The organism is Paraburkholderia sp. (assembly GCF_036488505.1).
Lineage (GTDB): Bacteria > Pseudomonadota > Gammaproteobacteria > Burkholderiales > Burkholderiaceae > Paraburkholderia.
The window spans coordinates 1-21,590 of record NZ_DASXHN010000083.1 but is presented as its reverse complement, the minus strand read 5'-3'; the positions used below and the strand labels follow the sequence as shown (position 1 = coordinate 21,590).

Sequence of the window (21,590 nt, the reverse complement as noted above, 5' to 3'; positions counted from 1 at the left end):
TTTATATTGATTTGAAATATCAATCTTGATCGATGCATTTCCGGAGAGTACGTTTCAGTCCTCGATTCCATTTCCGCACCGCGCGCGAAGCACGCGTTTCGTAGCGGCGCCTTGAGGAGATTTCCGATGCATGACCTCCGACGCGAATTCGGTGACGCGCAAGCGAGCTTTGTCGATCAGACCGGCCAGCGTTCCCGCGACAATCATTACTGGGCCCCGGTGATCGTCAGCCGCGAAGCGATCGACGCCGAGGTGGAGCGCCTCGCTTCACTGCCGAAACCGCGCGACGGCCGGCGCCATTCGTTGATCGTTCATCCGTCCGCGCGCGCGGGCTCGCCGGGACTCGCACCGGGCATTCAGGTATCGCTGCAGGTGCTGCTGCCCGGTGAGTCGACCGAGCCGATGCGCCACAACGCGACCGAGGTGAATTTCTGTATTCGCGGCGGCGGCTCGACGCGCGTCGCAGGCCGCACTATTGCGTTCCGCCAGTACGACGTGTGGAATCACCCGGCCTTCGTCGCGTATGCGCATACCAACGATACGAGCGACATCCAGGTGCGGCTCGTGTATTCGAATACGCCGCTGCTGCAGCACATGGAGGTGTATGTGCCCGAGTACGGCGTCGAACTCGAAGCGCCGACCGAAACCGTCAGCTCGCACGTCAGCGACGACCCGAAGCGCCGCAATCCCTTTGGCATGTTCCCGATCGGCGAGGACGGCGGACTGCTGATGCCGTACGAGACGCTGATCAATCCGCAGGTGATCGAATCGCATCCGCTGCACTTTCCGTGGCAGCAGGTGAAGGCCGAACTGGACAAGCTCGAGGCGCTGGGCAGCGACTACGTCGGCCGTCGCCTGTACATGATGTACAACCCGACGACCGGCCGCACCAACGGCATCACGCCGAACTTTTTCGCGACGATGACGATCCGTCCGCCGAAGATCGTCGACCGTCCGCATCGCCACGTATCCGCGGCGATCAACTACTACTTCTCGGGTTCGGGCTACAGCATGGTGGCCGGCAACCGCTACGAGTGGAAAGCCGGCGACCTGATGCTGTCGGCGCCCGGCTGGGCCGTGCACAACCACGCGTCCTACGACGACTACGTGTACGAGCTGACCATTCAGGACCAGCCGCTGAACATCTACATGCAGTCGCTGCTGTGGCAGGAAAGCATAAAGGAGCCGCCGGCGCTGCTTGGCACACAGAGCGGTTTCTCGACTAATCGCACGAACGCCGCGAAGGCCGCCAAGGCCGCGTAACAACTCATCAGTCACGTCACATCGTCATCAGGGAAGTGCAATCATGCGCGACATTTCACCGCTGAAAGGCTCGATCACGCCGATCGTCACGCCGTTTCGCAACCAGGCCGTCGACTACGAAACCTATGCGCGGCTCGTCGACTGGCAGATCGTCAACGGCGGCCACGGCGTGCTCGTGAACGGCACGACCGCCGAGCCGAGCCTGCTCACCGTGGCCGAGCGCAACCGTCTCGTCGACGTGGCACTCGAAGCCGCGGCGGGCCGCGTGCCGGTGCTGGCCGCGACTGGTTCGCAGTCGCATGCGGAGACGCTCGCGCTGACAGAACATGCGGACAAGGCCGGCGTCGCCGCGATGTTGATCGTCACGCCGTACTACATCCGTCCGCCGCAGCGCGGGCTTGTCGAGTACTACGCGGACATCGGCGCGCGCACGGAACGGCCGCTGCTGATCTATCACATTCCGGGGCGCGCCGCGGTCAGCATGGAACTCGCCACCGTGAAGGCGATCCGCGAGCGCGTGCCGAACCTGGTCGGCATCAAGCACGCGGTCAACGACATGGGTTTCGTCACGCACATGCTCGACGAGTTCGGCCCCGACTGGCGGGTGTTCGTCGGTCTCGAAGAGTTGAGCTATCCGATGCTCGCGGTCGGCGCGTGCGGGCTCATGAATGCGGTCGGCAATCTCGCGCCGCGCAGGGTCGCCGAGCTGGTCGAGGCCGTCGAGCGCAACGACTACGCGGCGGCGCGCAAGCTGCACTTCGCGCTGTTCGAGCTGAATCAGTCGGTGTTCTACGACACCAATCCGATTCCGATCAAATACATGATGAAGCGCATGGGCCTGTTGCCGGCCAACGAACATCGCCTGCCGATGATGCCCGCGACGCGCGAAATGGAGGCGCGGCTCGATGGCGTGCTCGATCGCGCGGGCCTGCTTTGAGCCGCGGCAAGCCGAACGACAACTCACGGAGACCCTGATGAGCGACAGGATTCCACGGCTGGAGATGGCCGACATGCGGCCGGATCTGGCCGCTTATCTGACGCCGCGCGTCGAGCGCTTGCGTTATCTCGGCGAGCTGTTCAAGTGCGCGGGCAATGCGCCCGGCGTGATCCTGAACTTCATGCATTTCACCGATGCGCTGAAGGATGCGCTGCCTGAGCGGCTCACCGAACTCGGCGCGCTGACGGTGGCGAGCGTCATGGAGAACCGTTACGAGCGCCATCAGCATGAACGCTTGAGCGAGAAGCTCGGTTTTCCGCGCACGTGGATCGCGCAGGTCAACCGGCTCGATCCCGCTACGGCGACCGAACTGAGCGACGTCGAAAAGGCCGCGCAAAGCTATGCGCTGAAGGCATTGCGCACGCGCGGACTCGATGTGCAGGACGAGTTCGACGCGTTCGCCCGGCTCGTCACATCCGCCGAAGCGATGGCGTTCGTGCTGCTGATCGGCCGCTACGTGACGCACGCGCTTGCCGTCAACACGCTGCGGCTCGCGCCGCCGGTGCCGTCGATTTTCGAGGATCAACAATGAATGCTGTGAACACCCCGGTGTGGATTTCCGAACAGCAGATCGTCTCGCTGATGAACCTGTCGGGCGCGATCGAAGCGCTCGAAGCCGGCCTCGCGCAACAGGCGAGCGGGGCGGCGCGCAACATGGGCAAGACACATGTCGCGTGGGGGCATAACAACCTGCACGCGATCGGAGCCGCGTATCCGCAGGCCGGCATCGTCGGCACCAAGACCTGGGCGCATACCGACGGCGGCGCGTGTCCGCTGCTGATCCTGTTCGATAGCGCGAACGGTCAGTTGAAGGCGATTCTCGAAGCGTTCGCACTGGGACAGATGCGCACGGGCGGTATGTCGGGCGTCGCGACCAAGTGGCTCGCGCGTGCGGATGCAGAGGTGTTCGCGCTGATCGGTACCGGCAAGCAGGCGCTCTCGCAACTGGCCGCGGTGGCCGCGGTGCGTCGACTGAAACTCGTGCGGGTCTACGGCCCGACGCCGGAGAAGCGGCGCGCGTTCGTCGAGCGCGCGCGTGAGAAGTTCGATATCGAGATCGTCGAGGCGTCGTCGGTGGAAGCCGCCGTGGCCGATGCGCCGATCGTCACCACGGTGACGCGCGCGACCGAAGCGTTTCTTTCTGCGTCGGCGCTCGCGCGCGGCGCGCATGTGAACGCAGTGGGCGCGATCACCGAAGATCGCGTCGAACTGGCCGACGACGTGTTTCGCCGCTGCACCCGCGCGGTCGTCGACGACCTCGGCGCGACGCAGCGCCTGTCGACGGAGTTCGTCCGCGCGTATGGCGCGCGCGACGCGTGGAACGCAGTGACGCCGCTGTGCGACGTGATCGCAGAAGGGCAGGCGCGCAGCGCGTCCGACGACATCACGGTGTTCAAGGCGATGGGCATGGGCGTAGCGGATCTCGCGCTCGGGCTGCGCCTCTTTGCGCTCGCGACCGAGGCGGGGCTCGGCATGCCGTTGCCACAGCCGCGCCGCGATCCGCCACGCTTGAATTGACCTCGGCTCAACTGAGCTCAACTGAACGCAACCGAACCGGCTTCAACCGACGAACCGATGGGTCGGCAGTCAGGCCGGCTGCAAGTAATACGGCCCGTGGCCTCACGGGCTGGCTTGTCCGCGCGCGGCAACGCGCGCCGCACTGTCGCGATGCGGATCGAGGCAGCGCGAATCCATCCGCACCAGACGAATACAAAAAATCAGGAGACACTCCAGTGAACAGACGCTTGACTCTCGCGGCATTGTCGATGTCGTGCGCCGCGGTCCCCTGCGCGTATGCGCAAGGATCCGTAACGCTCTATGGCATCACCGACGTCGGCATCGAAGTGGCCAATCACGTGCCCGGTCCGAACGGCACCTCCGGGACCGCGGTGCGCATGCAATCGGGCAGCCTCGCCGGTTCGCGCTGGGGCTTGCGCGGCGTCGAGGATCTCGGCGACGGCATGCAGGCCGTGTTCGACCTGGAAAACGGCTTCTCGCTCAACAACGGCACGCTCGGCCAGGGCGGCCGCATGTTCGGCCGCAAGGCTTACGTTGGGCTGAATACGCGCTACGGCGAGCTCACGCTCGGGCGGCAATACAACCTGCTGTACGAACTGATGTTCGTGTACGACCCGTTGCAGTTCAATCCGAGCTATTCGGCGCAGGGCTACGATCCGACGCTGGTGGGCCGCGCCGACAACGCCGTGCGCTACCTCGCGCGCTTCTCCGGGGTGACTTTCGCGGCCTTGTACAGCTCGGGCTTCGACTCGACGATCGCCAATGGCGCGCAAGTGCCGGGGCATTCGAAGGTCGGCCGCGAGTACAGTTTCTCGCTGCAATACGCGACCGGTCCCGCCAATCTCGGCGTCGCCTATGACCAGATGCAGGGCACCTCGATCGCGACGCAAGACGTCACGCAGATGCGCGTGGTCGGCGGCGCGACCTACGCGTTCGGACCGGTCAAAGCGTACGTCGGCACGCGTTGGCTGAACATCCGCAACAGCGCGACGCTGCCAGGCTCGCTGCTTTACTGGCTCGGCGCGTCCTGGCAAGTCGACGCGCCGTTGACTATTTCGCTCGGCGGCTATCAGGAGCGCATTCGCGGCAACGGCCAGAAGGCCACGAGCGGCGTGCTGCTGGCTGACTACTTCCTGTCCAAGCGCACCGACATCTACGCCGAGGTGTCCTACGTCAGCAATTCCGATGCGCTGAACGTCGGCGTGCGCGCGCTCGGCGACGTGACGACGGGCAGCAACCAGACGGGTGCCATGATCGGCATCAAACACAGCTTCTGAGAGCGGAGAACATCATGGCCCAACACAAAGTGTCGATGCCGGCGGGGCGTATCGACGTTCGCCAGGAGCTGGAGGACGCGCCGCTTGGCGGCTTCCACGTGCGGCTCGGCATTCTGATCTCGCTGATTCTGCTGTTCGACGGCTACGACCTGTACAACTCCGCGTATATCGTGCATTACGTGGCCGGGCCGTGGGGTTTGTCGCCGACCCGTATCGGCATCATGCTGTCGAGCGGGCTCGCTGGATTCGCGGCGGGGTCGGCCGTCAGCGGCCTGCTCGGCGACCGCTTCGGGCGCCGCAGCATTCTGCTGCTCGGCTGCTGGGGTTCAGGCGCGATGAGCATCGCGATCGCGCTGTTCGCGCACAACCTCGCGTCGTACATCGCGTTGCGCGTCGTGATGGGGCTCGCGCTCGGCCTGCTGATGCCGCTCGCGATCACCTACATCAACGAAATCGCGCCCAGGCGTTCGTCGAACGTGTTCACGACGGTGTTCTTCTCGCTCGGCTGGGTGAGCGGCTCGTCGTCGGCGGGGTTGATCGCGGCGTGGCTCACGCCGCATTACGGCTGGCAGAGCCTCTATTACATGGGCGGCGTCGCGCTGGTGTTCGCGCTGGCGATTCAACTGTGGCTGCCGGAGTCGCCGCGCTTTCTGGCCAGCCGCGGCCGCTGGGACGAAGTCAAGCCGCTGCTTTACCGTCTGCGTCCGGAGCGCGCGGCAGCCTATGACGCGGGGCAGTTCGCATCGGGCGGTCCGCTTTCGCGCAGAAGTCCGCTCGCGCTGTTGCTGTCGCGCGACTACCGGCTGCGCACGCTGAGCTTCTGGGCCGCCGGTTCGTTGAGCCTGTTTTCGGCCTACGGTCTGTCCGGCTGGTTGCCGACCATCATGCTCAAGCGCGGTGAGAACCTGTCGTCGAGCTTCGCTTATGGCTCGTTGTTCGCGGGCATGGCCGTGGTCGGCGGGCTGGTTTCGGGCTACGTCGCGGACCGCGTGGGCGACCGGCGACGCGTGATTTCGGCGTCGTATGTGCTTGGCGCGGCGATGGTCGCGCTGCTCGCGTGGGCCACCGACCGCACGACGACGATGGTCGCCGTCGCCGGCGCGGGGGCGTTCGTGGTCGGCTCGCAGATCGTGCTCAATAACCTGGTTGCGGCGGTTTATCCCACCGAGATGCGCGCCACCGGTGTCGGCGTGTTTCTCGGACTGTCGCGCGTCGGCGCGATGTTCGGTCCGGCCGTGGCGGGTATGCTGCAACAGTTGTCGGGCGGTCCTGGCGTCATGTTCGCGGCGATCGGCGTCGCCGTGCTGATGACGGCGATGCTGGTGCTGACGGTCGGGCCGTCGCAGCCGCAGGTGGTCGTCACCAATGCTCACTGACACTTGCGCCGCGAAACGTACGCGCTGAAGCAGCTAATCATTTTCCGTTCCGAAGAGAGCCAATATGTCGAAGTTAACCCTGAGCCTCGCCGTCAGCGATTACGACCACGTGCGTGACCTCGTCAGCGGGCGGGTGCAGCCCGAAGGCATCGAACTGGTGCCGTCCGTGCTCAACGTCGAAGAGATCTTTTATCGCACCACGCATTTCCAGGAATGGGATATCTCGGAGATGTCGTTCGGCAAATTCTCATCGCTGCGCTCGCAAGGCGATGACCGGCTGGTCGGCTTGCCGGTGTTTCCGTCGCGCTCGTTCCGGCAGTCGTCGCTGTACGTGCGTCACGACGGTCCGGTGCGGCGTGCCGAGGATCTGCGCGGCAAGCGCATTGGTATTCCCGAGTGGGCGCAAACGGCCGCGATCTACTCGCGCGGGTGGATCGCGCATTCGCTTGGCATTCCACTGTCCGAGATCGAATGGGTGCAAGGCGGCGTGAATCAGGCGGGGCGCAAGGAGAAGGTCAATGTGCGCGTGCCCGAACGCGTGTCGTATCGCGCGGAACCCGCCCATTCGCTGACCTCCCTGCTGCTCGACGGCAAGCTCGATGCGGTGCTCAGCGCGCGTCCGCCGGAGCCGGAGCGCGAACGCGCGGACGAGATCGTGCGGCTTTTCCCCGGCTTTATCGACCTCGAGCGCGAGTACTACGAGGCCACGCGCATTTTTCCGATCATGCATCTGATGGTGGTGCGGCGCGAGACCTTTGAAAAGCACCGCTGGATAGCGGGCAATCTGCTCAAGGCGTTCGACGAAGCGAAGCGCAACAGTCTTCACCGGCTCAGTGATTTCACCTGTTCGCATTTTCCGCTGCCGTGGATGCCCGCGCGTCTGGCCGAAGCGCAGGCGCTTCTCGGCGCCGACGTGTGGCCCTACGGACTGGAGCCGAACCGGACCACGCTCGAAGCGTTCCTCAAGTTCGGTTATGAACAGGGCGTGTGTCATCGTCTGCTCGAGCCCGAGGAGCTGTTCGCGCCCGAGACCTTGAGCGCGGTGCGCGTGTAAGCAGGCCGCAACTTGATGTTACGTTTGGGCATCCCCGGGGATGGACGATGATTACACTTCGGAAGACAGGCAGTTTTTTCGTCGGCGGGCGGCGCGTGCGGGTGACGGGGCAAACGCCGTATCAGGTGACGCTATCGTCGACGGAGACCCGCGAATACGATCCGAACGGCACGTACTGGATCGAAAGCGCGTACGTGCAGTACTTTCTGCAAGCCGAGCCGCGCTACGAGGTGCCGCTCGTGCTGATGCACGGCGGCGGCCTGACGGGCGCGATGTGGGAAGACACACCGGACGGCAGACCGGGCTGGCTTCAACTGCTGCTGGAAGCGGGCATGTCGGTGTATGTGGTGGATAACGTCGAACGCGGGCGCGCGGGCTTCTGTGCGCTCGACGGTGTGTGGCCCGATCGTCCACTGTCGCGCAGCGATGAGGAGGCCGCGCAGATTTACCGGTTCGGCTGCGCGGGCCATCGTTTTCCATCGGAAGCGATGCAGGGTCTGTCGGCGCAAACCGTGCCGCGCTGGCCGAGCACGCGTGAGTTACAACAGCGGGCGCTGTTCGACGTCGTCAAGCGAATTGGCCCGTGCGCGCTGCTGGGCTTCAGTCAGGGCGGCGGCCTCGTATTCGGCGCGGCCGCTGGAGCCCGCGAGCTCGTGCGCGCCTGCGTCGCGCTTGAGCCGCATGGCGTTCCGGCTTCGTTCGAAGGAAATCTGGCCGGTACGCCGGCGCTGATGGTGTTCGGCGATTTCGTCGCAGAAGACGAGCATTGGCGCGCGCTTGCGAACCATGCGGATGCGTCGATCGCTGCATGGAACGCCGCGGGCGGACGGGCAGAGCGGCTCGATCTACCCGCGCTCGGGATACGCGGCAATACACACATGATGATGATGGACACGAACAGCGAAGAAGTGTTTCGCGTGGTGCTCGACTGGCTCGGTCCACGCATTGCATTCGACCGCGAGAGGTCGTGAACGCGGTGCAACGACGCTGGCGCGGGCGCCTGCTTATACCGTTCGACGCATCGCTGTTCGAACCGGGCGTCATGGTGAGCGACGACACAATCGATCGCGCATTGATTTCATCGCCCCCCTGTTTCCATTCTGGAAAGGGGACCATGAAAGATTAGCGATGGCAATGCCGGCGCCGTCTGTCTACGATTAGCGATGCAAGCCGTACCTCGTGAGTGCGGCACATCCCACGCATTGCTTCTTGTCAACACATAGGCTGTCATGATCCGAGCTACCAAGATTGTTGCTACGATTGGCCCCGCGTCGAGTGAGCCGGAGATTCTTCTCAAGATGATCAACGCCGGGTGCGACGTCGTCCGGCTGAACTTTTCGCATGGCAGCGCGCAAGACCATCGGCAGCGCGCCGAATTCGTGCGGGAGGCGGCTCGTCAGGCTGGACGCGAGGTCGCGATCATGGCCGATTTGCAAGGCCCGAAAATCCGCGTAGGCCGATTCGAACATGGCAGCACGACGCTGCTTGCCGGCAATCCGTTCGTTCTCGATTCCGACTGCGAACTGGGCAATGACGATCGCGTGGGCCTCGACTACAAAGACCTGCCGCGCGACCTGAAGCCTGGTGACACGTTGCTGCTCAACGATGGTTTGATCGTGCTCACGGTCGAACGTGTGATCGGCAATGCGGTTCATACCGTCGTGAAGATCGGCGGCGAGCTGTCGAACAACAAAGGCATCAATCGGCAAGGCGGCGGTCTCACGGCGCCGGCGCTGACGGAAAAGGACATGGAAGACATCAAGACCGCGATGTCGATTGGCGCCGATTTCGTCGCCGTGTCGTTTCCGAAACATGCGGCCGATATGGAAATGGCGCGTCAGTTAGCGAACATTGCGGGCGCGCCGTATGGCATCAAACCGAAGATGATCGCGAAGATCGAGCGCGCGGAGGCGATCCCGGCATTACAGAGCATTCTCGATGCATCGGACGGCATCATGGTCGCGCGCGGGGATCTCGCCGTCGAAGTCGGCAACGCGGCGGTGCCCGCGCTGCAAAAGCGGATGATCCGCATGGCGCGCGAATCGAACAAGTTTGCGATTACCGCGACGCAGATGATGGAGTCGATGATCCACGCGCCGGTGCCGACCCGCGCGGAGGTGTCGGACGTCGCGAACGCGGTGCTCGACGGCACCGACGCGGTGATGCTGTCGGCGGAATCGGCGGCCGGCAAATACCCGGTGCAGACCATCGAGACGATGGCCGCGATCTGTATCGAGGCCGAGAAATCCGAACAATCGGAATTGGACAAGGGTTTTCTGAATCGCACGTTCACGCGAATCGACCAGTCGATTGCGATGGGCGCGCTGTTTACCGCCTATCACCTTGGCGCCAAAGCGATCGTCGCGTTGACCGAATCCGGCTCGACGGCGTTGTGGATGTCGAGGCACTGGATACCGGTACCGATTTTCGCGTTGACACCCCGTACAGGCAGCGAGCGGACGATGGCGCTCTATCGCAATGTGACGCCGCTGAATCTTGCGACCAACCTGGACCGCGACGCGGCTCTCGCGCAAGCAATCGAAGTTGTCGTCGGCAAGGGTTATGCGGCTCGCGGCGACATCATCGTGCTGACGGTCGGTGAGCCGATGGGGCAGGCAGGCGGCACCAACACGTTGAAAATCGTCCGTATCTGACCGGGTGCGTGAAGACCATGCTCGACCATACCAACGAGGACACCACGGCTGATCGAACCGCTCCGATTGTCGTGATCGCGCCGGATTCATTCAAGGGCTCGCTCGATGCGGCGGCTGTCGCCGCGGCGATGGCGACTGGGGTAAAGCGCGCGCGTCCCGATGCGCAGGTGCGTGTCTGTCCAATGGCGGACGGCGGCGAAGGCACGTTGAGCGCCGTGGCGGGCGCCGGCGGGCGATTGCTGACGATCGGCGTGCAAGGCGCGGGAGGCGCGCAGCGGTCCGCTGCGATCGGACTTTTGCCGGACGGCGGCGCGCTGATCGAAAGCGCGGAAATCGTCGGTCTCACTGATCCGGCGGGAACCAGTACGCCGGTTCTCGAACGCTCGACCACCGGCGTAGGCGAAGCGATCCGTCATGTTCTCGATCTCGGCGTGAAAACGATTTATCTGGCGCTGGGCGGCAGCAGCACGAATGACGGCGGCGCAGGCTTGCTGGTCGCGCTCGGCGCGCGTTTGCTCGATGCGCAAGGCAATGAAGTGAAGCCGGTACCGGCGCAATTGTCGCGGGTCGTGACAGTCGATGTCGGCGGGATCGATCAGCGCCTCGCAGATGTCGTGCTGGTCGGCATGTCGGACGTCAAGAGCCCGCTTGCGGGGCCGACGGGTGCAACCTTTGTCTTTGGTCCACAAAAAGGTGTCGAGCCGCGGCAACTCGAAACGACCGACCAGTCTCTCGTGACTTTCGCGGATGCAGTCGAACGTGCATTCGATCGCGCCGCGCGCGAGCGACCGGGAGCGGGAGCGGCGGGTGGACTTGGTTTTGCGCTCTATATGCTGGGCGCGAATCTCGAGCCGGGCGGCGAGGTGGTTGCGCGCAAGATCGGCCTCGACCGTGCGCTACACGGCGCGCACTGGCTGCTAACGGGAGAGGGGCGCTCCGATAGCCAGACCCTGTCGGGCAAGGCTCCGTTTGTCGCGGCGAGGTTCGCGCATGCCGCGGGTGTTCCGGCTACCTTGTTGTCCGGTTCGATCGATCCGCATTCGCTGCGCGATTTGAATGGCCATTTTCGCGGCTGTTTTTCGATCGTGCCAGGGCCTGTCTCGTTGGATGACGCGATGCGAAATTGCGCCGGCTATCTGGCGAACCAGGCGGAGCAGCTCGCTAGACTGATGCTGGTGTAACGGGCCGATTCACGCGGCTTCACGCGGACTGCGGGTTGCTGATAGGTTCGCCGGTATCTTCCCATACGTCGCGCAGGCATTCCCGCAATGCCGTTAGCACGGCGTCGTCTGCTCTGCTGCGCAAGCTCACGACCGACAACGGGCACGGAATCCGTTCTCCGCGCCAGATCGTGATGCCGCCCGCCGCCACGGCGGACGCCGCCAACTGTTCGCGCATCAGGCACAGCGCCACGCCGGAGCGGACGATTTCAATCATCGATGACTCCTGGTCTGCCTCGACGATGGCCCGGCGGCTGCGTCCATGTGCGAGCTCGATCTGACGGATGACCTCGGTCTGCGAGCTTTCCTGCGCGGTGCGAACCCACGGCAAATCCAGCAGCGCTGCCCAGTTCGCGTCGCGGACCAGGTTCTCCCATGCGGCCGGCGCGGCCACCACATAATGCTCGTGCGTCAACGCAGTGGCCGCGAGCAGCGGATGCTGAACGTGGCCTAAATAGAAACCCGCGTCGAGTTCGCGATTGACCACGCGCTTCAGTATGCCGCCGGAAATGCCGTGTTCGAGCTGTATATCGATGCGGGGATAGCGTGCGACGATCGTGTTGAGTAATGCACCGAGCCGGATGGAGCCCGGATCGATGATCGTGCCAAGCCGTAGCGGTCCAACAATCTCCTGGTTCAGACCATTGGCGGCGGAGATCATCCTCGATGCGGCGGCGATGGTTTCGACTGCAAGCGGCAGCAGCTTGCGGCCTCGCGATGTGAGAGACATGCCCGCGGGTGTGCGTTCGAAGAGTTTCGTATGAAGCTCTTCTTCGAGTGTCTTGATGTGCTTCGAGATTGCCGATTGCGTGAGGTGCAGCTGGTCGGACGCGCGCGACAGATTGCCGGTGTCGGCCACCGTCGTGAAACTTCGTAGATGATGAATCTCCATGAGTGCCGCTGCTCCTGATTTGACGCAATGCACAAGACGGCGCGCTGATTTGAAATGGCTGATTTTCGTGCGCTCTACGCAGGCTGTGAGGTATGAGGCATAGCCGCGCGCGCGGCTTCGATCTTTAGTGTACCTGCAGCGAGCGTCTTCGATGGCCCGCATGCGTGCCTCGCACGAGGATGGCTCTGCAGACAGACATCGAAGAGCGAGGCAATGTCGACACACTCATTGTCGTCAAGCTTCGATCGCTTCCTAAGCCGCGAGAACATCGTACAAACACGGGCACACGCAGGTGGAGCGCAAGTGTCGCAATCTACCCCACAGCGCCAGACGGAGAGTTCGGTCCGACCCACCGGCCGCAGCGCGCACGTCTGTCTACCCATTCGCACCTGTCGAATGGAGATCCAATATTTTCAACCGATTGCGTGATCGCTGACCGCGGCGCCACCGTTTGGCGCGCACTTTGCTTTGATCCTTATCGAGGAGTGGCGACACCCTCAAGACAAGCCCTGACATTCCTGACTGACTGATTTAGCCTTGGAGAATCGAAATGAATACGCTCGCAATCAAAGACCTCCCCGTAACCGTTGAGATGGATCGTACTGCAATGACCGCTGTCAGCGGCGGCAGGTTGCCGCAGCAGATCGTAAACATTATCCAGGCCGTTTCCGACTATGCCAATGACGCTCCTAGCCAGCACAGTTTCACTGGCAGTGGCGCTTCTGTGACGTACTAACAGAAACAGGTGAAATCATAGCTCCAGGCCCACGCCAACGAGGGGCCTCTTTCAATTCGGTCGAACTGAAACAGGAACTGCACCTGTCGCTACTGTTCATCTCGCACGATCTTTCGGTGGTGCGCTATATCGCCGACCGCATGCATCTGATGCAGCGCGGGTGCATCGTCGCAGCGATGCATCGCGCAGCCCGTCCAGCGACGGGTCGCGCAGATTGCGCACCGCCTGGCGTTTTCACCACCGAACGGTCTTCCCGCGATAGTCGAGGTATTCGAGGCCGGGCCGCCCCCGCTTGGCCAGCAGCACGTCGACGATCCCGGGTACGCTCTCGTCGATCGATAGCCGCCCGTCAGGGCCGCCCAGATCCGTGCGTACCCAGCCCGGCGCCATCAGCAGCATCGCGCGCGGCGTGTCGATCTGGCGTGCCGCGAAGCTGCGCATCAACTGGTTCAGTGCCGCCTTGCTGCCGCGATAGACTTCGCGCTGCCCCGATTCATTGTCGGCGACGCTGCCTTGACCGGACGACATCACGCCGATCAGACCTGCTGCGGGTACCAGATCGGACAGCCGTTCAACGACGCGCATCGGACTGAGCGCGTTGGTAATCATCAGGTTGGCGAAGTCGACCGTGGATACTTCGCCGATGGTCTGCGTCGGATCAGGATTAGTCGTGCCGGCGTTGACGAACAGAATGTCGAGCATCCGGTCAGACAGGCGCGCGCGCAGCGAATCGATTTCGTCGGGCCGCGTTATATCGACCGTCTCGACCTCGACGCTCTGTGGACGCTGGTCGGCCAAAGCATGCAGCAACGTGGGGCTCTGGCCGGCGCGGACGGTGCCGATGACGTGCCAGCCTTTGGCCACGAATTCGGCGGCCATCGCGTGTCCGAGACCGCGCGAAGCGCCGACGATCAGAATCGTTGGCGTGCGGGTAGGGCGTAGGGCGTGGGACATGACGCTTGTCTTCCTTTGACGATGCGATGACATCAATTCTGGCGACCGCACTCGATTTGCACCAGACGCCTGAGCTGCAAATGTCGATTGCACGGAACGCCATGCCTATCTCGCTATCGGCTATGCTGGAGTCATGACACGCGTCGATTTCAATCTCCTTACCGCTCTGGACGCGCTGTTGACCGAGCGCAGCGTGACCGCAGCGGCGCGGCGCCTGGATCTCAGCGTATCCGCGATGAGCCGCACGCTCATGCGTCTGCGCGCGGCGACCGGAGACCGGTTACTGATCCAGGCTGGCCGTTCACTGGTCCTTACACCGTATGCCGAGCAATTGAGCCAACGCGTCCCCGCGTTGGTCCGCGAGACCGAGGCTTTGCTGAGCCGTCCGGAGCACCGGTTCGATGTTGCGACCCTGGAGCGCAGCTTCGCCGTGCGAGCGGGCGAAGGATTTATCGATGTTCTCGGCGCCGCTCTCATGGAGCGGATCAGTCGCGCGGCACCACGCGTTCAGCTGCGTTTCGTGCCGAAACCAGACTGGGATGCGCAGCCGCTGCGAGATGGAACGATCGACCTCGAGATTGGTACGGTCAGGACGTCCGCTCCCGAGATCATGACGCGCCTGCTTTTTCGCGACCGCTATGTGGGCGTGTGCCGCCCCGACCATCCCATTCTGCGCGGTCTCGGCGTGTCGGTTGAACGCTGGCTCGAGTTCGGCCACGTACTGGCTGCGCGATCCGGTGAGGCATCGAATGCCGTCGATGTGGCGTTGGCCGATTGCGGTATGCAACGCAGGATAACGATGGTTGTGCCGTCATTCACCAGCGCGATGCAGGTGGCCCGTCGTTCCGACTTGCTCGCTGTCATCCCGCACTCCTGCGTGGGGAACGCGTTCGCGCCTGATCATGCTGCCGCGAATGGATTGCAGTGGTTCGAACTGCCTGTGTCGACAGTTGCTTTCAACGTCTCGTCGATCTGGCATCCGCGCGTCGATCACGACCCCGCCCATCGCTGGCTCCGCGCCGAAATTCTGGCCGTGTGCGTGGCAGCTTCTCCGCCAGCGGCCGACAGCGTCAGCGCGTGATCTTCAACGCCTCATTCGATCGGGCCGGCGGCGCAGCGCGTTGACCACCAGCGAAAACGCCGGTGACGGCTGGCGTCTGCCCGGGTAGTAGAGGTGGTAGCCCTCGAACCTCGGGCACCAGTCCTCCAGAACGCGCGTGAGCCGGCCTGCTTCGATGTGTTGCATCAACTCGTCCTCGGGCAACAGTGCGATGCCGAGCCCAGCCAGCGCCGTGTCGACCTGCGGCTGTGTGGTATTGAAGATCAACTGACCGTCGACTCGTACGTTGACCGCACGGCCCCGGCGCTCGAAGTTCCACACGTACAGGCCTCCTGAGGTCGGCATGCGCTGGTTGATGCAGTTGTGTGCGGTCAGATCGTGCGGTGTTTTTGGCGCCGGGTGAACCGCGAGATATTCGGGTGAAGCCACCACCGCCAGACGCAACGGCGGCCCGATCGGCACGGCGATCATGTCCTTGTCGATGGTGTTACCGAGGCGCACGCCCGCATCGAAACGATCCGCCACGATGTCGCGGAAACCGTAGTTCACATCGAATTCGAGCTTGATGTCAGGGTACTCGCGCAGCAGCGGCGTAAGCTTGGGCAGCAAAATCGTGTGCAGCACGTTGTCACTCGCAGGTGATGCGCACCGTACCAGCCGAAGAGGCCGGCGACCTGCTGCTCACGCAGCCGGGCACGTTCGACTGGAACGACACGGTGGAACTCGGCGATGTAACTGACCGGCCGCTCGCCAGGCCGCCTCGCGGACGACGACGTGATCGTCTACAAGGCCGTCGGCATCGGCTTGCAGGACGTCGTGCTGGCGGGGATCGCGTGGCGCAAGCATCTGGCGCGCAGCGGGGTGGACGGCTGAACGCGTTGCCTGCCTGCTGACCTCGGTGATCACGGTGCCGGTTGTCGGGCGGCTCGCAGCGCATCCACGACTACCGCAAGCGCTCTCGAGAATTCACGGCGGGCCGGATAGAAAATGTGGAGCCCCGGGAAGGTCGGAAACCAATCTTCGAGTACGTACCTGAGCCGTCCGGCTGCGACGTGAGGCTGCGCGAGGTCCTCCGGAATGAACGCGAGCCCCGCGCCGTCGATCGCAGCGTTCAGCATCTGATACGTGCCATTGAAAGTAAGCTGCCCGTCGACGCGCACCTGAATGTCTTTCTTTCCTTTCTTCAGTTCCCATGCGTATAGGCCACCGCGTGTCGGTAGTCGCAGTGTGATGCAGTTGTGGCGAAGCAGGTCCTTCGGTTGCCTCGGAACCGGGTGCTGGCTGAGATACCCCGGCGAGCCGACGATGGCCAGACGCACATCGGGGCCGATACGGACCGCGATCATGTCCTTCGCGACCTGATCGCCCCAGCGCACGCCGATATCGAAACGATCCGCGACGATGTCGGACAGACCATAGTCGACGACGAATTCGACGTTGAGATCCGGATAGTCCGGCAGGATGCGCGACAGGCGTGGCCACAGAACGGTATCGACAGCGTAGTCGGTCGCCGTGATACGGATGGTGCCGGCGGGCTTCTCACGCGTTTCGACCACGGCGGCGAGTTCAATCTCGATCTCGTCGAGGCGCGGCGTGATGGTTTCCAGCAGCCGCTGGCCGGCGGCAGTCGGCGCCACACTGCGGGTGGTGCGATTCAGAAGCCGCACGCCCATCCGCGCTTCGAGTGCGCGCAGCGTATGGCTCAACGCGCTTTGCGTGAGGCCGAGCTTCGCTGCCGCGCGAGTAAAGCTGCCTTCCTGCGCGACTGCGATGAAGGCCAGCAGATCAGTTATGTTTTCGCGCAGCATTAATGAACCCCGTTCATAAGTCCTAGTTGATTCTAACGCCTAGTCGAGCGGGTCGGGTCACGCCACAATCGCATGGTTCATGGTCAATGAAGGAGACGCAGCATGTCCGACAAACCCACAGCCGCGCGCCAGTCGTTCGGCGATGTGGCGCCGAAGCTGGCCGAACTCAGCGATGAAGTGCTGTTCGGCGATATCTGGGAGCGTCCGCAACTGTCGAAGCGCGACCGCAGTCTGGTGACCTGCGCTGCGCTCATCGCGCTCGGCAAGACGGAGCAGATGAACTTCCATATTCCGCGCGCCATCGAGAACGGTGTTACGCAGGATGAAATCGTCGAACTCACTACACATCTCGCGTTCTACGCGGGCTGGCCCAATGCAATGTCGACCGTATCGAAGCTCAAGGAGCTTTTCGCGGTCACGAAGACTGACAACTGAGGGAAACAGCATGGAACTGAAAAGACCAGGTTCGCAGCCGTCCATCAAGGGGCCTGCCGAATGGTTCACCGGCACCGTGCGCATCGATCCGCTGAACGCACCTCCGCCGCCTTCCAGGGTGTCATGCGCGAGCGTGACGTTCGAGCCCGGTGCGCGCTCGAACTGGCACACGCATCCGCTTGGGCAAACCTTGCTCGTGACGGCGGGCTGTGGCTGGACGCAATGCGAAGGCGAAGCCGTCGTCGCGATCCGCGCGGGCGACGTGATCTGGTGTCCTCCAGGCCACAAGCATTGGCACGGTGCATCACCGACGACCTCTATGACACACATCGCGATTCAAGAAGCGCTGGACGGCAAAAACGTCGAGTGGCTCGAGCCGGTAACCGACGAACAATACCTGTCGGGGCCGCCGCCGCAACCCGTGTGAAGTACAGCCGGCAAAGCAATGCAGTGGTGATTATCAGCGCGAGCCGGTGCCCCGGCGCGACGACGGGCTGGACAACCGGTGAACAGCGCGTGGCCGGGGTGCTGCGCGCGCGGCGCGAAGAGAGCTCTCGTATCCAGTCACCCAGCGGCGACGCGATGCTCGGGCAGCTCCTCGACTACCTGCGCCGGTCTGTTCCATAGGCGGCCTTTAGAACCGGCCGTCAGTGGGTCGTTTGTGCCCAGCGTTCATGCTTCGGGCCGACGCAGCGTCTAGCGGATAAAATCTCCCTTCCAATTCCAGTGGGGGAGGTGGTCGTGAGCGACCAGAGATTATCCGGCACGCAACGCACGCCACCGTCGGTGGCTCACAATTTCCTTTACGGGGGCGGCGAAATGGGCGCCCTGATGCGTGCCCGCGACTGGGAGAACACGCCGCTGGGAGCCCCGGAGAACTGGCCGCAAAGTCTGCGCTCTGCTGTCAGCATCTGTCTCGGAGCCAATTTCCCCATCGCCATCTACTGGGGTCCTGAACTCGCGTTGCTTTACAACGACGCATGGAGCGCGATTCCCGGCAAGAAACACCCTGACGCACTGGGCCGGCCCGGCAGGGCCGTGTGGCCCGAGATCTGGGACACCATCGGCCCGCTGTTCCAGCGCGTTCAGGAGACGGGGGAAGGCGTGTGGCAGCGTGACCAGTTGCTGCCGATGCACCGGCACGGCTACACCGAAGAATGCTATTTCAATTTTACGTTTAGCCCCATCCGCGGCGAGGGCGGCCGGGTCGAGGGCATCTTCAATGCCGTCGTCGAGACGACTTCCGCGGTGCTTGCCGAAAGGCGGGAGCGCACGCTTCGGGAACTGGCCGAGGTCCTGAGCGCGACGCGAAATGAACCCGAGGTGTTCGCTGCCGTGGCGCAACTGCTCGGCGGGAAAAGCGCCGATGTACCGTTCTGCCTTCTTTATCGGGCCGACGATGGGCAGCAGGCCCATCTCGCAGGGCTTGCCGGGCTCGGCCCCGACAGTCCGGCCGCGCCAGCAAAAATCGATCTTGCGAACGCCGACGCGGCATGGCCGCTTGCGGGCGTGCTGCGCAGCGGGCAAATCATGCTCGTCGACGATCTTGCCGGGCGTTTCACGACTTCGCTGCCAGGCGGGTCATGGCCTGAGCCCTGCGCTCGTGCCTTTATCGTGCCGATTCATGCGGCGGCGCGTTCAGGGCAAGTTCCGGCTTTCTTCATAGCAGGCATCAGCCCGCGCCGCGCGATCGATGGCGACTACCGTGCCTTTTTCGAGCGCGCCGCAACTCACATTGCGACGACGCTGGCCAGTGCCCGAGCCTACGAGGAAGAACGGCGACGCGCGGAGGCGCTGGCCGAAATCGATCGCGCCAAAACGACCTTCTTCTCTAACGTCAGCCATGAATTCCGCACGCCCCTCACGCTGATGCTTGGGCCGGTCGAAGAACTGCTGGCCGACCCAGCCGCACTTGGCGCGCAAGCTCAGCAGCAGCTTGAACTCGTGCACCGCAATGGCCTGCGTCTGCTGAAACTGGTCAATGCACTGCTTGATTTCTCCCGTATCGAAGCCGGCCGCGTCCAGGCCAGGTTCCAAGCCACCGATCTCGCGCAGCTGAGCACGGACCTTGCAAGCAACTTTCGCTCAGTCATGGAACGCGCTGGACTCACGCTGACCGTCGATTGCGGGACGTTCACCGAGCCGGTGTACGTTGACCGCGACATGTGGGAAAAGATCGTTCTCAATCTGCTGTCGAACGCGTTCAAATTCACGTTCGAAGGCGGAGTTCACGTCGAAATCAGGCAGACGGACAAAGCGGAACTGATCGTTCGGGACACCGGAACGGGCATCGCCGCCGCGGAGCTGCCACGGGTCTTTGAGCGGTTTCACCGGATCGATGGCGCGCGCGGTCGCTCGTTCGAAGGGAGCGGTATAGGCCTCGCGCTGGTAGATGAACTCGTCAAACTGCATGGCGGGACCGTGCGAGTCGAGAGCCAGCTCGGCGAAGGGACGGTCTTCACTGTCGCCGTTCCTTTCGGGACGCGCCACCTGGCCACGCAGCAAAGCGCAGGCGAAGTATCCGCCGACTCCACAGCATTGCGCGCGCAAGCTTATGTCGACGAGGTCAAGCGCTGGTTGCCCGACGCGGCCACGCCTGACGAGACGCCGGCTGAAACCGCCGGGATAGAACCCGGCAACGATCCTGCGGCGCCGGCGGTCGATGCGTCCCATGTTCTGCTCGCGGACGACAACGCCGACATGCGGGCTTATGTGCAGCGTCTGCTAGGACGGTCCTATAACGTGGAAGTCGTCGCGGACGGACGGGCGGCGCTAGACGCCATTCGCCAGCGTCGCCCCGATCTTCTGGTCACCGACATCATGATGCCGCGCCTCGACGGCTTCGGCTTGATACGCGCGATCCGTGAAGATCCCGCGCTAAGCGATCTGCCGATCATCGCGCTGTCGGCGCGAGCGGGCGAGGAGGCCAGTGTGGAAGGCCTGGCCGCCGGTGCAGACGACTACCTGGTGAAGCCCTTCTCGGCGCGTGAGCTTGTCGCCCGTGTCGATTCGGCGCTGGCCATGGCGAAGCTGCGCAAGCAGATGAACCATGCTTTGCGCGATGAGGCCAACCTGCTGGAAGTTCTCAATAAGATCGGCGCGACAATCGCGGGAGAGCTCAATCTCGAGCGGGCCGTGCAAGTCGTCACGGATTCCGCGACCGTCCTCACAGGTGCCGCCTTCGGCGCGTTTTTCTACAACGTGCTCGACGAGCGCGGCGAACGCTATACGCTGTATTCCATCTCCGGCGTGCCGCGCGAAGCATTTTCGAAGTTCCCGATGCCGCGCAACACCAAGGTGTTTGCGCCGACCTTCACTGGCGACGCTATCGTGCGCTCCGGCGATATCAGGCGCGACCCGCGCTACGGCAAAAGCGCTCCGTATTTCGGCATGCCGGAAGGCCATCTGCCGGTGTGCAGCTACTTGGCCGCGCCGGTCGTGTCACGCTCCGGGGAAGTGCTGGGCGGTCTTTTTTTCGGGCATCCCGAACCCGATGTCTTTACCGAGCGCGCCGAGCGCTTGCTGGTGGGAATCGCCGCGCAGGCGGCAATCGCGATCGACAATGCGCGGCTGTACCAGGCAGCGCAGACTGAAATTGCACAGCGAACCCGTACCGAGCAAGCCTTGCGCGAAAGCGAGGAACGGCAACTGCGGTTGAACGAGACGCTCGAAGCGAAAGTCGTGGAACGGACGCTGGAACTGCAGGCGGCCAATGAGCAATTGCGGACTGCCGCCAACGAGCGCGCGCGCGTGGAAGAGGCGCTGCGCCATGCACAGAAGATGGAGGCGATCGGCAATCTTACCGGTGGCGTCGCGCACGATTTCAACAATCTGCTGCAGGTGATCGCGGGCAATCTTCAGCTGTTGTCCCGGGACCTCGCCGGCCATGACGCGGGAGAAAGGCGGGTGCGCAATGCACTGGCGGGGGTCGCGCGCGGCTCGAAGCTCGCGTCGCAGTTGCTCGCTTTCGGGCGACGCCAGCCGTTGCGGCCGAAGGTCGTCAATCTGGGCCGGTTCATCCGCGAGATGGACGACATGCTTCGCCGCGCCCTCGGCGAGGGCATCGAGATCGAGACGGTTATCTCTGGCGGTCTGTGGAATACGATGGTCGATCCGGGCCAGGTCGAAAACGCGTTGCTGAATCTGGCGATCAATGCGCGCGACGCAATGAGAGGGCATGGCAAATTGACGATCGAGGCCGGCAATGCATCGCTCGATGCGGTCTACACGGCTGCGCATCCCGATGTGCAGCCGGGCCAGTATGTGATGCTGGCTGTTACCGACACGGGCTCCGGCATGTCAGCGGATGTTATCGAGCATGCGTTCGAGCCGTTCTTCACGACCAA

The 21,590-nt window shown here is 63.5% G+C and carries 18 protein-coding genes and 1 pseudogene; 15 read left to right on the top strand and 4 right to left on the bottom strand.

Translation table 11 applies throughout. From position 1 onward, the window contains the following. The first annotated feature begins 126 nt into the window (after positions 1 to 126). From VGH68_RS04580 to VGH68_RS04535, 10 genes are all read left to right on the top strand, one after another. Positions 127 to 1,263, top strand: coding sequence for a cupin domain-containing protein (locus VGH68_RS04580; RefSeq protein ID WP_331602318.1), 1,137 nt, complete (start codon positions 127 to 129; stop codon positions 1,261 to 1,263). A 43-nt stretch (positions 1,264 to 1,306) separates the two neighbouring features. Continuing rightward, positions 1,307 to 2,200, top strand: coding sequence for a 4-hydroxy-tetrahydrodipicolinate synthase (gene dapA, locus VGH68_RS04575; protein WP_331602317.1), 894 nt, complete (start codon positions 1,307 to 1,309; stop codon positions 2,198 to 2,200). 37 nt (positions 2,201 to 2,237) lie between these two features. Further along, the gene (locus VGH68_RS04570) at positions 2,238 to 2,792 is read left to right on the top strand and encodes a hypothetical protein (RefSeq protein ID WP_331602316.1); all 555 of its coding nucleotides are present in this window, start codon (positions 2,238 to 2,240) and stop codon (positions 2,790 to 2,792) included. Further along, positions 2,789 to 3,778: an ornithine cyclodeaminase family protein gene (locus VGH68_RS04565; protein WP_331602315.1), complete on the top strand. Its 990-nt coding sequence runs from the start codon at positions 2,789 to 2,791 to the stop codon at positions 3,776 to 3,778. The genes VGH68_RS04570 and VGH68_RS04565 overlap by 4 nt, the downstream gene beginning before the upstream one ends. A 215-nt stretch (positions 3,779 to 3,993) precedes the next feature. Further along, positions 3,994 to 5,055, top strand: coding sequence for a porin (locus VGH68_RS04560; RefSeq protein WP_331602314.1), 1,062 nt, complete (start codon positions 3,994 to 3,996; stop codon positions 5,053 to 5,055). Positions 5,056 to 5,069: 14 nt separating this feature from the next. After that, on the top strand, positions 5,070 to 6,431 hold the full coding sequence (locus VGH68_RS04555; protein WP_331602313.1) for an MFS transporter: 1,362 nt from the start codon (positions 5,070 to 5,072) through the stop codon (positions 6,429 to 6,431). Positions 6,432 to 6,495: 64 nt separating this feature from the next. Continuing rightward, a complete protein-coding gene (locus VGH68_RS04550) occupies positions 6,496 to 7,485 on the top strand; it encodes a 4,5-dihydroxyphthalate decarboxylase (RefSeq protein ID WP_331602312.1) in 990 nt (329 codons plus the stop codon). A gap of 47 nt (positions 7,486 to 7,532) precedes the next feature. Beyond that, complete coding sequence (locus VGH68_RS04545; protein WP_331602311.1) at positions 7,533 to 8,456, top strand: hydrolase; 924 nt, start codon at positions 7,533 to 7,535, stop codon at positions 8,454 to 8,456. Positions 8,457 to 8,714: 258 nt separating this feature from the next. Next, positions 8,715 to 10,139, top strand: a complete 1,425-nt coding sequence (gene pyk, locus VGH68_RS04540) for a pyruvate kinase (RefSeq protein WP_331602310.1) — start codon at positions 8,715 to 8,717, stop codon at positions 10,137 to 10,139. Positions 10,140 to 10,156: 17 nt separating this feature from the next. After that, positions 10,157 to 11,320 (top strand): glycerate kinase, encoded by a 1,164-nt coding sequence (locus VGH68_RS04535; protein ID WP_331602325.1) that lies wholly within the window; start codon positions 10,157 to 10,159, stop codon positions 11,318 to 11,320. A gap of 19 nt (positions 11,321 to 11,339) precedes the next feature. On the opposite strand, the gene VGH68_RS04530 is transcribed toward VGH68_RS04535, so the two are convergent. After that, the gene (locus VGH68_RS04530; protein WP_331602309.1) at positions 11,340 to 12,251 is read right to left on the bottom strand and encodes a LysR family transcriptional regulator; all 912 of its coding nucleotides are present in this window, start codon (positions 12,249 to 12,251) and stop codon (positions 11,340 to 11,342) included. A 550-nt stretch (positions 12,252 to 12,801) separates the two neighbouring features. Between VGH68_RS04530 and VGH68_RS04525 the strand changes: the two genes are divergently transcribed. Further along, entirely contained in the window at positions 12,802 to 12,987 is a 186-nt protein-coding gene (locus tag VGH68_RS04525; protein ID WP_331602308.1) for a hypothetical protein, read from the top strand. Between the two features lie 234 nt (positions 12,988 to 13,221). On the opposite strand, the gene VGH68_RS04520 is transcribed toward VGH68_RS04525, so the two are convergent. After that, positions 13,222 to 13,941: an SDR family NAD(P)-dependent oxidoreductase gene (locus VGH68_RS04520; protein WP_331602307.1), complete on the bottom strand. Its 720-nt coding sequence runs from the start codon at positions 13,939 to 13,941 to the stop codon at positions 13,222 to 13,224. 133 nt (positions 13,942 to 14,074) lie between these two features. Between VGH68_RS04520 and VGH68_RS04515 the strand changes: the two genes are divergently transcribed. Further along, positions 14,075 to 15,022: a LysR family transcriptional regulator gene (locus VGH68_RS04515; RefSeq protein WP_331602306.1), complete on the top strand. Its 948-nt coding sequence runs from the start codon at positions 14,075 to 14,077 to the stop codon at positions 15,020 to 15,022. 3 nt (positions 15,023 to 15,025) lie between these two features. On the opposite strand, the pseudogene VGH68_RS04510 reads toward VGH68_RS04515, so the two are convergent. After that, positions 15,026 to 15,659, bottom strand: a pseudogene (locus VGH68_RS04510) (LysR substrate-binding domain-containing protein); the annotation flags it as partial. A 244-nt stretch (positions 15,660 to 15,903) separates the two neighbouring features. Continuing rightward, complete coding sequence (locus VGH68_RS04505; RefSeq protein ID WP_331602305.1) at positions 15,904 to 16,809, bottom strand: LysR family transcriptional regulator; 906 nt, start codon at positions 16,807 to 16,809, stop codon at positions 15,904 to 15,906. A 102-nt stretch (positions 16,810 to 16,911) separates the two neighbouring features. Here VGH68_RS04505 and VGH68_RS04500 point away from each other — a divergent pair, with 102 nt between their 5' ends. From VGH68_RS04500 to VGH68_RS04490, 3 genes are all read left to right on the top strand, one after another. Continuing rightward, a complete protein-coding gene (locus VGH68_RS04500; protein WP_331602304.1) occupies positions 16,912 to 17,244 on the top strand; it encodes a carboxymuconolactone decarboxylase family protein in 333 nt (110 codons plus the stop codon). Positions 17,245 to 17,254: 10 nt separating this feature from the next. Continuing rightward, complete coding sequence (locus VGH68_RS04495) at positions 17,255 to 17,671, top strand: (R)-mandelonitrile lyase (RefSeq protein WP_331602303.1); 417 nt, start codon at positions 17,255 to 17,257, stop codon at positions 17,669 to 17,671. A 308-nt stretch (positions 17,672 to 17,979) separates the two neighbouring features. Beyond that, on the top strand, positions 17,980 to 21,590 hold a 3,611-nt coding region (locus VGH68_RS04490; RefSeq protein WP_414696893.1), incomplete at its 3' end, for an ATP-binding protein.